Here is a 14,126-nt window from a genome sequence, read left to right on the forward strand (position 1 = left end):
GATTGCTTCGCTTCGCTCGCAATGACGATTGTCTGGAAGCCACCGGCGCGTTACCCCAATCCGCGCGCGATCAGCGGCCCGAGGCGGTTCGCCGCCCACAGCGGCAGCTTCTTCCAGAGATCGACCTGCAGCCGGTATTTGGCGCTATTGGGGTTGGTGTCGCGCGGCGTCTCGCCCGGCGCGAGCCAGCGCGCATAGGTGAGCGGGCGCGGCTCGAACCCCCAATTCTTCTTGTAGGCAAAGGGTCCGGTGCCGACCTTCGAGCGCCCGAAGTCGAAGCGCGTGCAGCCCTTCGCCCGCGCATGAAGCATCAGCGCGAAATACATCCGCTCGTTGGCGCGCAGCCCCCGCGCCTCGGCGGTTCCCCCGCCCCAATAGGGCATCACCGCGCCGCGCCAGTAGAGGCTGAGCACGCTCGCGACCGGCCTCCCGCCGTCGCGCACGGTCAGGATATCGGCATCGTCGCCGAACGCATCGAGCACCGCGTCGAACAGCGCCTTCGGAAAGACCGGCGTCCCGAGGTTGCGAACGCTCGTCGCATAGATGCGGTAATGGTCGCGGCGCCCGGCGGCATCGCGGCCCGTCGTCACAGTCAACCCGCTGTCGATCGCCTTGCGCACCTCGGCGCGCTGCTTGCGCGGCACCGCGAGCAATTCGGCCTCGTCATCGGCGGCCAGATCGCGCGCGAAACCGGCGTAGACGCCCGCCTCGCATCGCCAGCCTTCGCCCGCGGGCAACGGACCGCCGCGCAGTTCGACCGACGGCACGCCGAGCGATCCGGCAAGCCCCGCCGCCGCGTCGGCCAGCGCATCCGCTGCCGCATCATGATCGGCGAGCAGCCCGCCATCGACCGCAAAGCCGCTCGCGACGAGCGCCTGCCCGAACAAGGGCGAGCGGATATGGTGGAGCGGCAACAGGCCGATGATCGCCCCCGCTCCATCATAAGCCGCAAGCACATGCCCCCTATGCCCGGTCGCCTTGGTGATCGCCTCGCACCATGCCCGGCTATGAAACGGCGTCGCCAGCGGATTCCCCGCGACATAGGCGTCCCACGCCGCCGCATCGTCCAGCGGCGCGACCGAAAGCCCCTGCCTCACCGGATGCACCGGCGCATTCACGCCGCGGCGCGCCACGGCACCGCGCGTTCCTGTTGTGCAGGAAGCAGCGCGTCGGCGCGGGTCCACGCGAAATCGGCAAGCAGCTTCCGGAGCTTGCCCGCCATCGCCGACAGCCCGCTGTAGTGCCGGACCTTCGACTTGAGCGGCGCATCGGTGACGCGCGGCTGGCCGGGATCGATCTCCCACGGATGGAAATAGAGGATCGCCGGATGCCCCTCTTCATTCATCCGCGCGATCGCCCAGCGCGTGAAAGCATAAGGGAGCAGCCGCATGAACCCGCCGCCGCCCGCCGCGAGCGTGCGCCCCGCGACCCGCGCGGTCGTCACCGGCCATTCGACGAGATCGCTGTCGGGGAGCGGCCGCCACGCATGGCGCGGGCTCTGCGGCCAGCCATAATGGTCGTGCACCACCGGCGCGACGCTCGACGAATAGGCATAGCCCTGCTCCGCCAGCACGGCATGCACCCATGGCGTGCGCGTATCGACCGAAAAGCTCGGCGCGCGATAGCCGCGGATCGCGACACCGCCCAGATCCTCGAGGATCGCCTGCGTCTTCCTGAGGTCCGCCGCGAACTCGTCGGCCGTCATCTGGAACACGCGCTGGTGATCGTAACCGTGGCTCGCGAGTTCATGCCCCGCCGCAACGATCCGTTTGATCAGCGCCGGATAGCGTTCGGCCACCCAGCCCAGCGTGAAGAAAGTGCCCCTGGCGCCCGCGTCGGCGAAAAGCTGCAGCACCGCGTCGCAATTCGCCTCGACCCGGCATTCGAGCGCCGGCCAGTCGGCACGGTCGATCGTGCGCTCAAAGGCGCCGACCTGAAACCAGTCCTCGACGTCGACCGACAGGCCGTTCTGCATTTTCCCTCACCTTCATCAGCATCTTAGCCGATGATGTTCAGCACGTCACGCGGCCCAGACCTGCGATTTCGCGGGATTGGGCGAATTTTCGGGATCGCGCTCGACCCATTCGATGAGCAGGTCGAGCACGCGGCGCAGCGCGGCGTCCTGTTCGACGAGCCGCGCCTCGAGGCTCGCGATCTGCGCCTTCAGCGCGTCGATCTGCTCCTCATCAACCACCGGCTGCGGCGGCGCGAGTTCGAGGACATCCTCATTCGCGGGCGCGGGCGCGGGCGCAGCGGCCTGCACCGGCGGTGCAGCGAAGGGCGGACGGCCGTCCGGCGCAGCGGCCGGCCATTCGGGCGCGACCGCCGCGGCCGCATGCGCGACGACCTCCTCGACCGGCAGCGGCGCAAGGCTCGCCTCGTCGATGCCGCGATCGGCCTCGACCTCGGCGATGACGTTGCGGACATGCTGCGCCGAGATTCGGTGCAGTTCCTCGACCGCGCCGAACAGCAGCAGGCGGCTCACCAGCACGTTCAATTTGCGCGGCACGCCGTCGCTATAGTCGAAGATCAGCTCGAACGCCTCGGGCGCGAAGCTCGGGTTGCCGGTCCAGCCGACCTTTTTCAGCCGGTGGAGGATATAGGGTTCGACCTCCTCGGGCTCCATCGGGTCGAGATGGTGCGTCGCGATCACCCGCTGGCGGAGCTGTTCGAGCGCGGGCGTATGGAACAGGGTCTGACGGAATTCGGGCTGGCCGAGCAGGAAAATCTGCAGCAGCGAATGGTCGCCGAGCTGGAAGTTCGACAGCATCCTGAGTTCTTCGAGCGCCGAGATCGCGAGATTCTGCCCCTCATCGACGATCAGCAAGGTGCGGCGGCCGGCGCGCGCCTGTTCACGCAGATATTGCTCGATCGAACGGAGCAGCTCGGCCTTGCTCTGCCCTTCCCACTCGATCCCGAACTGTTCGGCGACGAGGCGGAGCAAATCGTCGCCCTCGACCTGCGTCGACACCAGCTTGACCGCGGTCAGGCGGTTGGGGTCGATCGTGTTCATCAGATGCCCGACGAGCGTCGTCTTGCCCGCGCCCACGTCGCCGGTAATCACGATGAAGCCCTCGCCCTGCGCGAGGCCGTAGCCGAGGTAGGACATCGCCTTGCGGTGGGTGCCGCTCTCGAAATAAAAGGCCGGGTCGGGCGTCAGCTGGAACGGACGGCCGGTGAAACCATAATATTGATCGTACATCGAAAATCCCCGATCAGAAGTTGTAACGCAGTCCCACCAAGGCTGAACCGATAAGCTGGCTGTTGAAGCCGTCCTGATCGAAGGCATTGATCGACGCCGCGGCAGTGCCGGTCAGGCTGCGCCAGAACCGCCGCGAATAGGAGGCCGAAAGTCCCGCCGACTGGACGTCGCCGACCCCGGGCGCGCCATTGTCGAAATAGCTGAGATAGCCCGAGACGGTGAGGTCCGAATCGGCGTCGAGCTGCCGCCCCGCGCTCAGGAACAGATAATAGCTCTCGTCGGTGATGCCATTGAGATTGGCGAGCACCGAACCGCGCGGCACGAGCAGGCGCCGCCGGTCGTACCCGGCCCCGACGCCATAATGCCAACGGCCGTAGCTCGACGACAGCACCGCCTGAACGCCGCGGTTGCGATACTGGAACGCGCCGACATTGCCGATCTGGTTGTTGAGGCAACCGCCCGTTCCCTGCCCGAAGACGCAGCTGTCGACGTCGCCGCTGATCGGGTTGCGCGTCGGGTCGAACTGGGTCGGCAGCGCCGACAGCCCGCCCGACAGCCCGCGGCCGAGGCTCGACAGCCCGTCATAGACGCCGACCTGGAACAGGGTCGCATGGTCGGGGCGATAGGCGAAGCTGCCGGTATAGATGGTGTCGCCATAGCGGCGGCCGACCTTCGCGGTCAGCGAGGTGCGGCGGCTCGGCTGCCACATCACGCCCGCGTCCCAGATCAGCCCGTCGGTGTCGAAAGCGAGCTGGCGCGGCTTCGACTTGTCGGTGACATAACGCCCCGCCGCGTCGCGGACCGGAACGCCATTGGTGTCGAGCAGCGGGTCGCGCTGCCCGATCTCGATATCCTCATATCCGACGCCGCCGAGCAGTGCGACCGTCGGCGAGATCGGCACCGTCACGTCGGCGCGCGCGAACTTGCCTTCGTAACGCTGGTCGAACTGGCGGGCATCCTCGCGCTCATAGCCGCCCGAAACCTGCCAGCCGAACGGCAGGTCGCCGGGCCGCTGGCCGACGCTCGCCCAGGCGACATGGTTGGTCGAACTGTCGAACGCCCCCGTCGGCCGGACACCGGCAACCGGCCCCGTGTCGATGTCGGCCTTTGTATAGCCGAAGCGATAGCCCGCACCGACATCGAGTCCGGCGAGGCGCTGGGTCAGCGTCGGACCGGCATAGACCGAATAAAGATTGGCGGTGCTGCCATCATTTCGGAACAGAAGGTCGCCCCCGCGGCCCTGCCCGTCGATGCGCGTCCGCGTCGCGAGCGCGCCCGCTTCCAGATTGAACCCGCGCGACACCTCGACCCGGCCGCGCACGAGGCCGCTGACGATATCCTGATCGCTCTGGCGTCCCCAGCCGAATTGATGCTCGTAGCGGAGCGTACCGGCCAGCTCGACGCGGCGCGTGACGATCGCGGCATCGACCCCGGCGGCGACGGTCGTATAGGTCAGCACATCGTCGCCGTTGCCGCCCTTCAGATTGACGCCGACGACCTGCCCGACTTCCAGATAGGGTGCGACGTCGATCTGGCGCTGCTTCCGCTGGCGCTCGCCGCGCCGGCCCTGACGGTCGGCACCCGGCTCGGACGACGAGGCGCTGCCCGCGGCGGGCCCGTCGCCCGAAGCGGGATCGCCCGAAAATTGTGCATGCGCGCCGGTCGCCGTTCCGGCGAGAAGCAGCGCGGCGAGCGCCGCCCCGCGGCGCAAACCGATGGCGGTGCGTGTCATGACGCGCCTCCTTGTCCATAATAGGTGCCGAAGCGGCGGCCGCCGGGCGAGAATTTCACGCCGTTGAGCAGCAGCTGGATATGCGGGCAGGCGCCCATCAGCCCGATCGCGTCGCGCAGCGCGCTTTCGAGCGTTTCGTCGGCGCGCACGACCATGATAAGCTGGCCGACATGCCCCGCGAGCACGGCGGCGGGCGAGGCGGCGAGCACCGGCGGCGAATCGAGAATGACGATGCGCCCCGGCGCCCCCGCCTCGAGCTGCGCGAGCAACGCCTCGGTGCGCGCCGAGGCAAGCAACTCGGTATCGTTCAGATGCTGCGTACCAGCCGGCATCACCTTCAGCCCCGGGATGTCGGTCTGGATCAGGCAGTCGCCGAGGGGCAGATGCGGGTCGGAGAGCGCGTCCATCAGGCCGGGGCCGTTTTCGAGCCCCAGCGTATCGAGCACGCTCGGCTTCGCGATGTCGGCGTCGATCAGCAGCACGTCGTGATCGGCCTCGACCGCGAGGCTGAGCGCCAGATTGACCGCGGTGAAGGTCTTGCCCTCGCCCGGATTGGCCGAGGCGATCAGCACACGGTGGCCGCGCGGCACGACCGGGCGGTTCGCGGTGCCCGCGAAGTTGCGGATGATCTCGCGCTTCACGATGCGATATTCCTCGGCGATGCCGGTGACGGGAGCGCCGGGAACGACCATCCCGCGCGCGGCGAGGCGCTCGCGGTCGATGGTGCCCTGCCGGGCCGGAACGATCGCGGGCGCGGCCTTGGCGACATGCTTGCGCGGCGAGGGCTTCGCTGCCGCTTCCACCGCCGGTGCGGCTTCGACGACCGGCGGCTCGGGCGGCAGCACCTCGGCCACAGGGGACCGGGCCGGCGCCTCCTCGGCCCTCGCCTTCTTCGCCTTCTTCTCGGGTTCGGGCGGCAGTTTGGAGACGTCGATCGTCGCCGCATTCTTGGCGGGATCGAGGCCGAACATGTCGGCGGCGCGTTCGAGCAGCGAGGGCGGGCGCTTGACGGGGCGTTGGTCGTTCATGTCGTCTTCCCCGTTCACGCGACCATGCCGCGCTGGACAAATTCGGCGATCAGCAGCAGCGCGTAGAGTCCCACCAGCGCCGCGGCGCCGCCGCCGAGCCAGACGAGCCGCTTGCGGCGCTCGACATGACGGTCGGGCGTCACCACCTCGGTGATCGATCCGATCACCGGCAACCCGCTCGCGCGTTCGAGCTTCGCGGCGGTCGAGTAGCTGGTCCGCACCTGGCTGAGCGCGAAGGCCGCGCCGATCCCGCCGCCGATCCCGGCGAGCAGGACGAGCGTCAGGAACAGCGGCCGGTTCGGCGCCGCCGGGCTCGTCGGCTTCGTCGGCGGATCGAGCAGTTCGATCTTGATCGCGTCGGTCTCGGTCTGCACCTCGCCGCGCAACCGCACCTGCTCGCGCTGCGACAGCAGCTTGTCATATTGCGCCTTCAGCGCCGTATATTCGCCGTTGATCCGGTCATACTCGGCCGCGATGCCGGGGTTCTGAATCTGCTGCGAGGTGATCTTCGCGATGTCGCCCGTCAACTGCGCCTTGCGCGACGACAGTGCGCTGACCGTCGCCTGGCGCTCGGCGCGCATCGCGGCGAGCGAGGCATAGGCCGGGTTCTGCATTCCGCCGCCACCGCCGCCGCTTCCCTCACGGTCGGCCATGGCCTTCAGCGAGGCGATCTGGCTCTTGAGCGCGATCACATCGGGGTGCGCGTCGGTCAGGCCGCGCGCGCGCATCGCCGCAAGTTCGTTCTGCGCACCGGCAAGCTGCTGGCGCGCAACGCCGCCGCCGACCCCGCCAGCGACCGGCACGGTCGCGGGGGTCGAGGAAAGCTGGCCGTTTGCCGCGGCGAGCTGCGCCTGCGCCGACACGAGCTGCGAATCGATCTGGCTGAGTTCGGCGCGCGCCGCCTCGACGCGCTGCGCGGGCGAACCGCTGCCGCCGGGGATCAGGCCGATGTTCTGCGCCTCAAACGCGCCGCGCCGTGCTTCGACCTCGCGCAGCGCCTTTTCGCGGTCGGCGATTTGCGATTCGAGGAATTTCAGGCTCTCGCGCGCGTTCATCCGCCCGCCGCGCAGCTGGTCGTCGCGGAAGACGGTGATCAGGCTGTCGAGCACACCCGAGGCGAGCTTGGCATTGTCGGCATCCGACAGGCTGCCGATCCCGACCGATGAGCTGATCTCGAAGATATTCTGCTGCTGCGGCACGACCTTGATGCTGTTCTGCAGCATCCCGACCGCGCCCGCCTTGTCGCGCTCGCCGGCATCGGCGCCGATCAGCCCGGTAGTCAGCGCGACCTTTTCGAGGTTGCGCGCGCTGGTCAGCGTCTCGCGAATCTGGTCGATCTGCGGTCCGCCCGCATAGGGCCCGCCATTGCCGTCGTCGGGCAGGATCTGGTTGGCATCGACGAGCAGCCGCGCACGGCTGTCATAGCGGTTCGGGATCGATGCGACCGCCAGCCAGCCGAGGATGCAGATGCCCCAGGCGACCGCGAGCACGATCCACCGCCGCGTCCACACGCTGTGCACCGCCACCCGGAATTCGTCGTAAAGGCCGTTCATCGTCTGCTTTCAATCCTTGGCAACCGGCATTCTATCGCATTTCGCCCCGCGCGTCAGACCATGCGCCTCAGAACATGCTCTCGGGAATGATGATCACGTCGCCCGGCTGCAGCCGGACGTTCGCCTTGATGTCGCCGCGCTTGATCAGGTCGTTGAGCCGCAGGCCGAATTCCTGCTGTTTGCCCGTCCCCTTGTCGAAGCGGACGAGGCGCGCCTTGTTGCCCGCGGCATATTCGCCGAGGCCGCCGACCGCGATCATCGCGTCGAGCACGGTCATGTTGGCGCGGAACGGGATCGACGCGGGCTTTTCGGTCGCGCCGACCACCCGCACCTGCTGCGAGAAGGTGCTGTTGAAGCTGGTGACGATCACGCTGACGATCGGGTCGGTGATATATTGGCTGAGCTGCAGCTTGATGTCCTGCTGCAGCATCGTCGGCGTCTTGCCGACCGCGGGCATGTCGGTGATCAGCGGCGTCGTGATGCGGCCGTCGGGGCGCACCTGCACCTTGCCGCCGAGTTCGGGGTTGCGCCAGACGAAGATCTGCAATTCGTCGAGCGGGCCGATGATATATTCCTCGCCCGGCCCTTCCTGGTTCGCGACGAAATTGGCGCTCGGCAGCTGCGGCGCGGGACCGCCGCCGGAGCCCACGCAGCCCGTCAGCGCGGTCGCGGCGATGCCCGAAACGAGCGCGGCCCTGGCGGTGCGGAACGAGGGGAAGGACGTCATGTTCAAATCACCTTTCGAGCGGCCCGGATGCGCGCGCGTTTTCCGGATATTCGCGCGGACAGCCTTTGGGTCAGGGTCAGCCATTGCTCGAAAAGGGTGAACATACCGTTAGTCTTGGGATAAGTTCGCACCGCGTTTGCCGAACCTTGTGCCGATCCGGCACAGAAATTAACCCTGTCCGGTGATTCAGACGAGCATTTCGCGGGCTGGCCCCTGGCCCAGAAAGGCCGACGGACTCGCCGTCGCTCCATAGGCGCCTGCCTGAAAAATCGCAACAAGATCACCGACATCGGCGTGCGGAAGCGCCACCTGATCGCCGAGCCGGTCGAGTGGGGTACAGAGGCAGCCGACCACCGTCACCGTCTCGGCCGGCTCCGCGCCGAAGCGGTTCGCGACCGCTATCGGATAGTTGCGGCGGATCACGGTGCCGAAATTGCCGCTCGCGGCAAGCTGGTGGTGGAGCCCGCCGTCGGTGACGAGGAAGGTCTCGCCATGGCTCGTCTTGCGGTCGATGACGCGGGTCAGATAGACCCCCGCCTCGGCGACGAGCCAGCGGCCGAGTTCCATCGCGAAGCGGCTGCCCGCCAGCCCCGCGTCGCGCGCCGCGAGCGTCTCGCCGAGCGCGGCGCCGACCGCCGCGACATCGACCCCCGTATCGCCCGGGAAATAGGGCACCCCCATCCCGCCGCCCAGATTGACGAGCGGCGGCGTCACCCCGATCGCGTTTGCCAGCCGCGCCGCGAGGGCGACCGTCTGCGCCTGCGTCTCGGCGATGGCGGCGGCATCAAGTGCCTGCGATCCCGCGAAAATATGAAAGCCCTGCCAGTCGGCCCCGGCATCGATCAGCCGCCGGACGAGCGACGGAACCTCGGCGGCATCGACCCCGAAAGGCTTGGCCCCGCCGCCCATTTTCATCCCCGACCCTTTGAGGTCGAAGTCGGGATTGACCCGCACCGCGAGCCGCGGCTTCGCTCCGAGCCGCGCCGCGATCGACAGCGCGCGCGCGGCCTCGCCGGCGGATTCGAGATTGAGCGTCGCGCCCGCCGTAATCGCCGCTTCGAGTTCGCGGTCGCGCTTGCCGGGTCCGGCGAAGCTGATGTGCTCCGCTGCCATCCCGCTCGCGGCCGCCATTTTGAGTTCGCCCCCCGACGCGACGTCGAACCCGTCGACCAGCTTCGCCATATAGGCGAGCAGCGGCGCATAGGGGTTCGCCTTCATCGCATAATGCAGTTGCACCTCGGCGGGCATCGCGGCGCGCCATTCGGCGACGCGCGCGTTCAGCATCGCACTGTCATAGACGAACAGCGGCGTATCGCCCGCGACATCGGCGAGCGCTTCGGCCCGGTCGCCGCCGATCAGCAGCATGCCGCTCGCATCGGCAGCGAAGCCGGGCGGGATCGGTCCATGCGGCTTCATGCCGTCACCTTCCAGTCGGCGGCGATCGCCACCCGGTCGAGCTTGCCGTTGGGGCTCCGCGGCAATTCGTCGCGCCACTCGATCGCCTGCGGCTGCATGAAATTGGGAAGATTCTGCTTAAGATACGCCGCAAGCCCTTCGGCGTCGCGCCCGCCCTTGCCGCGCACGATCAGCACGATCGCCGCGCCGAGCCGCGGATCGGGCACCCCGAATGCCACCGCCTCGAAGATCAGCCCCGACGCGACCGCGGCATCCTCGACCTCGGTCGGGCTGACGCGGTTGCCCGCGGTCTTGATCATCGCATCGTCGCGCCCGACGAAGAACAGCAGGCCCTCGCCATCGCGTCGCACCGTATCGCCCGACCAGACCGCGGTCCCGCCATAGCGCGACGCCGCGGGCGCGGGCCTGAAGCGCTCGGCCGTCCGCGCTTCGTCGCGCCAATAGCCCCTGGCGACGAGCGGCCCGGCATGGACCAGCTCGCCGGGCTCGCCATCGTCGGTAACGCTGCCATCCGCGCGGCAGACGAGAATCTCGGCGTGCGGAATCGCGCGCCCCATCGAGGTCGGATGCGCCGCGACGAGCGAGGGATCGAGATAGGTCGAGCGGAATGCCTCGGTCAGCCCGTACATCGGGTAGATGTCGGCCTTCGGAAAGGTCGCACGCATCGCGTCGATCAGCGACGGCGTCAGCGCCCCGCCGCTGTTGGTCAGCCGTTTCAGCAGCGCCGCACTCTCGACAGGCCAATCGCTCTCGACAAGCTGCACCCAGAGCGGCGGCACCCCGGCGAGCGTCGTGATGCCGTGCCGCGTCACCGCCTTCACGACGTCACGCGGCGTCAGATAGTCGAGGGGCGCGACCGCGGCGCCCGCGTGCCACGTCGAAAGCAGCTGATTCTGTCCATAATCGAAGCTCAGCGGCAGCACGCCCAGCACCCGGTCATCGGGGGTCAGCTTCAGATAGGACGCAACGCTCTCGGCGCCGAGCCACAAATTCGCATGGCTCAGCATCACGCCCTTGGGGCGCCCCGTCGAACCGCTGGTATAGAGGATCGCCGCCAGATCGTCGGGCTCGGCGAGCGACGGCGGCAGCCCCTCTCCGCCCGAATCGATCACCTCCTCGGCAACCTTCAGATCCTGCAACGCACAGTCGTCGGGACGCCCGTCGCCGAGCATGTCGGCGCGCGACGCGTTCGTGATCAGCAGCACCGCCCCGCTGTCGCTCAGGATATGCGCCACCTGCGGCGCCTTGAGCAGCGGGTTGACCGGCACATGGATCAGCCCTGCGCGCGCCGCCGCGAGCGGCATCAGGCACGCCGCACGCGTCTTCGCGCTCCAGCTCGCGACGCGCTCGCCGGGACCGCCCGCCTGATCGAGCAGCCACGCGGCCAATCGCCCGACCCCGGCGTCGAGATCCGCGAACGTCGTCACCCGGTCGCCGATCAGCAGCGCAGCCGCATCGGCGGCGCCATAGTGGACGAGATGGTCGATCGGACGCGACGGCGGATTTTGTATCATGGTCATCGGCTGTTAGGAGCTAGGTGATAGAGCGCCGGGTGATGCAAGGGAACGGTGAAGATCACGCTAATGATGATGCGGCGAACACCGCAGGCTTCGCCTCGCCCTTCGACCGGCCCGAATGGTTCGGCCTGCTGGCCGCGCACGGCTTCGCGGGCGAAGGCCGGTTCGACGCGCGCGGGACCGCCGGAAAGACAAGCGCGCTACTGCCGCTCCGCATCGACCGGCCCGGCCATTTCGCCGCCCTCGCCAACTGGTACAGCTTCGCGATCCGTCCCCTCTACACCGGCGCGGACCGCGCGGCGGCGCTGACCGACCTCTTCCGCAAGCTCCGCACAAAGGCGGCGCGCCTGTCGCTCTATCCGGTCCGCGACGAGGAGCAGCCGGCCATCGCCGCCGCGCTCCGCGCCGCCGGCTGGTGGGTGAAGGCTGTGCCCGCGGGCGACCGCCACTGGCTCGACCTCGGCGGCTCGACGTTCGACACATGGTGGGAAGGCCGCCCCGGCGCGCTCAAGAACACGGTCAGGCGCAAGGCGAAGAAGGGCATCGTCGAGATCGCGCTCTTCACCCGCTTCGACGCCGAAGCCTGGGCCGCCTACGAACAAATCTATGCCGCGAGCTGGAAACCCGAGGAAGGCGACCCCGCCCTCCTCCGCGCCTTCGCCGAATCCGAATCCGAACGCGGCACCTTCCGCATGGGCCTCGCCCGCATCGCGGGCGCGCCGGTCGCCGCGCAGTTCTGGACCGTCGAGGACGGCACCGCCTTCATCCACAAGCTCGCGCATGTCGAGGACAGCCTGAAGGCCTCGCCCGGCACCCTGCTCTCGGCCGCGCTGTTCCGCCATGTGATCGAGGTCGATCACGTCGCGCGTGTCGATTTCGGCACGGGCAACGACGCCTACAAGCGCGACTGGATGAACCGCCACGATCCCCTGTGGCGCATCGAGGCTTTCAATCCGTCGCGCATCGCGGCATGGGGACCGGCGTTCAAGGCCTTTGCCCGTTCGCTGCTCAGGAAAGACAGATGACCGATACCGTCGATGCCACCCTTCGCGCCCTGCTCGCCGACGTGCTCGGCCTCGGCGAGGACCGCGCCGCCGCGCTGACCGATGACAGCGGCCTGTTCGGCGAACTCCCCGAATTCGATTCGATGGCAGTCGCGACCGTGCTGACCGAAATGGAGGACCGCCTCGGCATCCTCATCGACGACGACGAAATCGACGGCGAGATTTTCGAGACCTACGGCAATCTGCTCGCTTTCTCGCAGCGCAAGGTCGCGGGTTGAGACTCAGTGCCAGCCTATCAATCATGTGCACCCGTGAAGGCGGGTGCCCATCTCCGGCTGGCGCAATTTTGAACCGGCAGATGATGGGTCCCCGCCTCCGCGGGGACACATGGTTGATGTAAGCAATGGTCGAACACCAGCTCCGCATCGCCCCCGCCGCCCCGCCGCGCGCCACCGTCCTGATCGTCCCGCCGCTGTTCGACGAAGCGAACCGCCTCCGCCGCACGCTGGTGCTCGCGATGCGCGCGCTCGCCGCGGACGGCTTTGCGGCGGTCCACCCCGACCTGCCCGGCCAGAATGAAAGCCTCGTCGCGCTCGAAGCCGTCGATCTCGAAAACTGGCAGCAGGCGCTGGCCGAGGTCGCCGCGGGCATCGACGGCCCGCTCGTCATCGCCTCGCTCCGCGGCGGCGCGCTCATCGACCATCGCGCCAAGGCGGCCGCTTGGTGGCGTCTCGCTCCCACCGGCGGCGCCTCGCTGCTCCGCACGATGATGCGCGCGCGCGTGAACGCCGACCGCGAGGCGGGGATCGAAACATCGCTGGACAGCCTCCACGAAGCGGCGAAGACCGCCCCGCTGCTCCTCGCCGGCAACGCCCTTTCGCCCGCGATGCTCGCCCAGCTCGGCCGCGCCGAGCCGCAACCCGTCGCGCCGCTCCGCAGCGTCGCCCTCGGCGCCGAGGGCATCGCCGGAACCCCGCTGTGGCTGCGCGCGGAGCCCGGCGAGGATGCCGCGATGGCCGCCACGATCGCCGCCGACATCATCGCATGGAGCCGGACATGCGGCATCAACTGAGCTTCGCCTGCGACGGCGCGACGCTCGCTGCGACCCTCGACGAGGCGCCCGGCACGACCGGATTGCTGATCGTCTCGGGCGGCAACGAGGTCCGCAGCGGCGCGCACCGCGGCATGGCGACGCTCGCGCAGCAGATCGCGGCCGCGGGCCACCCGGTGTTCCGCTTCGACCGCCGCGGCATCGGCGACAGCGAAGGCGCGAACGGCGGCTATGCCAGCAGCGGCCCCGACATCGCCGCCGCCATCGCAGCCTTCCGCCAGACCGCCCCGCACCTCACCCGCATCCTTGCCTTCGGCAATTGCGATGCGGCGAGCGCGCTGCTGCTGCATCAGCCGCTGCCGCTCGACGCGCTGATCCTCGCCAATCCCTGGTCCTATGAGGAGCGCGAAACCGAAACCGGCGAACCCGCGCTGCCCCCCGCCGCCGCGATCCGCGCCCGCTATCTCACGCGGCTCAAAGACCCCAAAAGCCTGCTGCGCCTCTTGAAGGGTGAGATTGATCTACGAAAATTGTTTCGAGGACTGTCGGCGCTCGGCAAGACGAAACCGCCCGCCGCCGGGGACAGCCTCGCGGCCCGGCTCGACACCGCACTCGCCGGGCTCGCCTGCCCCGCGACGATCCTGCTCGCGACCGGTGATCGCACCGCGCAGGCCTTTATCGAAAATTGCCGGCCGCACGGCGTGGCCGTCGAACGCCTCGACAGCGCCTCGCACAGCTTCGCGGGCGACGATGCCGCGTGGCTCGCGGCGCGGATAGTGGAGCGGCTGGGCTGACGGCGACGTCGGCATTGGCGTGGATTCCAGACCATCCTCTATTTCCATTCGTGTCGAGCGAAGTCGAGACACGCTTGGGAAGCGCCAGCCTTCGCGTGTCTC

The 14,126-nt window shown here is 68.6% G+C and carries 13 protein-coding genes; 4 read left to right on the forward strand and 9 right to left on the reverse strand.

Features of this window, described 5'->3' with window-relative positions; translation table 11 throughout:
* Positions 1-50 precede the first annotated feature (50 nt).
* From ACE3SL_RS10765 to ACE3SL_RS10805, 9 genes are all read right to left on the reverse strand, one after another.
* A complete protein-coding gene (locus ACE3SL_RS10765; RefSeq protein WP_374525749.1) occupies positions 51-1,118 on the reverse strand; it encodes a FemAB family XrtA/PEP-CTERM system-associated protein in 1,068 nt (355 codons plus the stop codon).
* Positions 1,115-1,975, reverse strand: a complete 861-nt coding sequence (locus ACE3SL_RS10770; protein WP_374525737.1) for an XrtA system polysaccharide deacetylase — start codon at positions 1,973-1,975, stop codon at positions 1,115-1,117. Before ACE3SL_RS10770 ends, ACE3SL_RS10765 begins: the two co-directional genes overlap by 4 nt.
* Before the next feature lie 45 nt (positions 1,976-2,020).
* Positions 2,021-3,202, reverse strand: a complete 1,182-nt coding sequence (locus ACE3SL_RS10775; RefSeq protein WP_374525738.1) for an XrtA/PEP-CTERM system-associated ATPase — start codon at positions 3,200-3,202, stop codon at positions 2,021-2,023.
* A 13-nt stretch (positions 3,203-3,215) separates the two neighbouring features.
* Positions 3,216-4,934 (reverse strand): hypothetical protein, encoded by a 1,719-nt coding sequence (locus ACE3SL_RS10780; RefSeq protein WP_374525739.1) that lies wholly within the window; start codon positions 4,932-4,934, stop codon positions 3,216-3,218.
* On the reverse strand, positions 4,931-5,962 hold the full coding sequence (locus tag ACE3SL_RS10785; protein ID WP_374525740.1) for an AAA family ATPase: 1,032 nt from the start codon (positions 5,960-5,962) through the stop codon (positions 4,931-4,933). The genes ACE3SL_RS10780 and ACE3SL_RS10785 overlap by 4 nt, the downstream gene beginning before the upstream one ends.
* 14 nt (positions 5,963-5,976) lie before the next feature.
* Positions 5,977-7,515 (reverse strand): XrtA system polysaccharide chain length determinant, encoded by a 1,539-nt coding sequence (locus ACE3SL_RS10790; RefSeq protein WP_374525741.1) that lies wholly within the window; start codon positions 7,513-7,515, stop codon positions 5,977-5,979.
* Between the two features lie 67 nt (positions 7,516-7,582).
* Entirely contained in the window at positions 7,583-8,242 is a 660-nt protein-coding gene (locus tag ACE3SL_RS10795) for an XrtA/PEP-CTERM system exopolysaccharide export protein (protein WP_374525742.1), read from the reverse strand.
* A 186-nt stretch (positions 8,243-8,428) separates the two neighbouring features.
* On the reverse strand, positions 8,429-9,658 hold the full coding sequence (locus ACE3SL_RS10800; RefSeq protein ID WP_374525743.1) for a pyridoxal-dependent decarboxylase, exosortase A system-associated: 1,230 nt from the start codon (positions 9,656-9,658) through the stop codon (positions 8,429-8,431).
* A complete protein-coding gene (locus ACE3SL_RS10805) occupies positions 9,655-11,178 on the reverse strand; it encodes an acyl-CoA ligase (AMP-forming), exosortase A system-associated (protein ID WP_374525744.1) in 1,524 nt (507 codons plus the stop codon). The genes ACE3SL_RS10800 and ACE3SL_RS10805 overlap by 4 nt, the downstream gene beginning before the upstream one ends.
* A 35-nt stretch (positions 11,179-11,213) precedes the next feature.
* Between ACE3SL_RS10805 and ACE3SL_RS10810 the strand changes: the two genes are divergently transcribed.
* The 4 genes from ACE3SL_RS10810 (at position 11,214) to ACE3SL_RS10825 (ending at position 14,024) form a co-directional block, all read left to right on the forward strand.
* On the forward strand, positions 11,214-12,200 hold the full coding sequence (locus ACE3SL_RS10810; protein WP_374525745.1) for a GNAT family N-acetyltransferase: 987 nt from the start codon (positions 11,214-11,216) through the stop codon (positions 12,198-12,200).
* Positions 12,197-12,457, forward strand: a complete 261-nt coding sequence (locus ACE3SL_RS10815) for an acyl carrier protein (RefSeq protein ID WP_374525746.1) — start codon at positions 12,197-12,199, stop codon at positions 12,455-12,457. Before ACE3SL_RS10810 ends, ACE3SL_RS10815 begins: the two co-directional genes overlap by 4 nt.
* Positions 12,458-12,582: 125 nt before the next feature.
* A complete protein-coding gene (locus ACE3SL_RS10820; RefSeq protein WP_374525747.1) occupies positions 12,583-13,251 on the forward strand; it encodes a hypothetical protein in 669 nt (222 codons plus the stop codon).
* Positions 13,236-14,024: a hydrolase 1, exosortase A system-associated gene (locus ACE3SL_RS10825; RefSeq protein WP_374525748.1), complete on the forward strand. Its 789-nt coding sequence runs from the start codon at positions 13,236-13,238 to the stop codon at positions 14,022-14,024. Before ACE3SL_RS10820 ends, ACE3SL_RS10825 begins: the two co-directional genes overlap by 16 nt.
* The last annotated feature ends 102 nt before the right edge of the window (positions 14,025-14,126 follow it).

Source organism: Sphingopyxis sp. (assembly GCF_041916015.1).
Lineage (GTDB): Bacteria > Pseudomonadota > Alphaproteobacteria > Sphingomonadales > Sphingomonadaceae > Sphingopyxis.

Coding starts and splice junctions, on each gene's coding strand:
- ACE3SL_RS10770 (WP_374525737.1), bottom strand. CDS start 1,975: ATGCAGAACGGCCTGTCGGTCGACGTCGAGGACTGGTTTCAGGTCGGC.
- ACE3SL_RS10775 (WP_374525738.1), bottom strand. CDS start 3,202: ATGTACGATCAATATTATGGTTTCACCGGCCGTCCGTTCCAGCTGACG.
- ACE3SL_RS10780 (WP_374525739.1), bottom strand. CDS start 4,934: ATGACACGCACCGCCATCGGTTTGCGCCGCGGGGCGGCGCTCGCCGCG.
- ACE3SL_RS10785 (WP_374525740.1), bottom strand. CDS start 5,962: ATGAACGACCAACGCCCCGTCAAGCGCCCGCCCTCGCTGCTCGAACGC.
- ACE3SL_RS10790 (WP_374525741.1), bottom strand. CDS start 7,515: ATGAACGGCCTTTACGACGAATTCCGGGTGGCGGTGCACAGCGTGTGG.
- ACE3SL_RS10795 (WP_374525742.1), bottom strand. CDS start 8,242: ATGACGTCCTTCCCCTCGTTCCGCACCGCCAGGGCCGCGCTCGTTTCG.
- ACE3SL_RS10800 (WP_374525743.1), bottom strand. CDS start 9,658: ATGAAGCCGCATGGACCGATCCCGCCCGGCTTCGCTGCCGATGCGAGC.
- ACE3SL_RS10805 (WP_374525744.1), bottom strand. CDS start 11,178: ATGACCATGATACAAAATCCGCCGTCGCGTCCGATCGACCATCTCGTC.
- ACE3SL_RS10810 (WP_374525745.1), top strand. CDS start 11,214: ATGCAAGGGAACGGTGAAGATCACGCTAATGATGATGCGGCGAACACC.
- ACE3SL_RS10815 (WP_374525746.1), top strand. CDS start 12,197: ATGACCGATACCGTCGATGCCACCCTTCGCGCCCTGCTCGCCGACGTG.
- ACE3SL_RS10820 (WP_374525747.1), top strand. CDS start 12,583: ATGGTCGAACACCAGCTCCGCATCGCCCCCGCCGCCCCGCCGCGCGCC.
- ACE3SL_RS10825 (WP_374525748.1), top strand. CDS start 13,236: ATGCGGCATCAACTGAGCTTCGCCTGCGACGGCGCGACGCTCGCTGCG.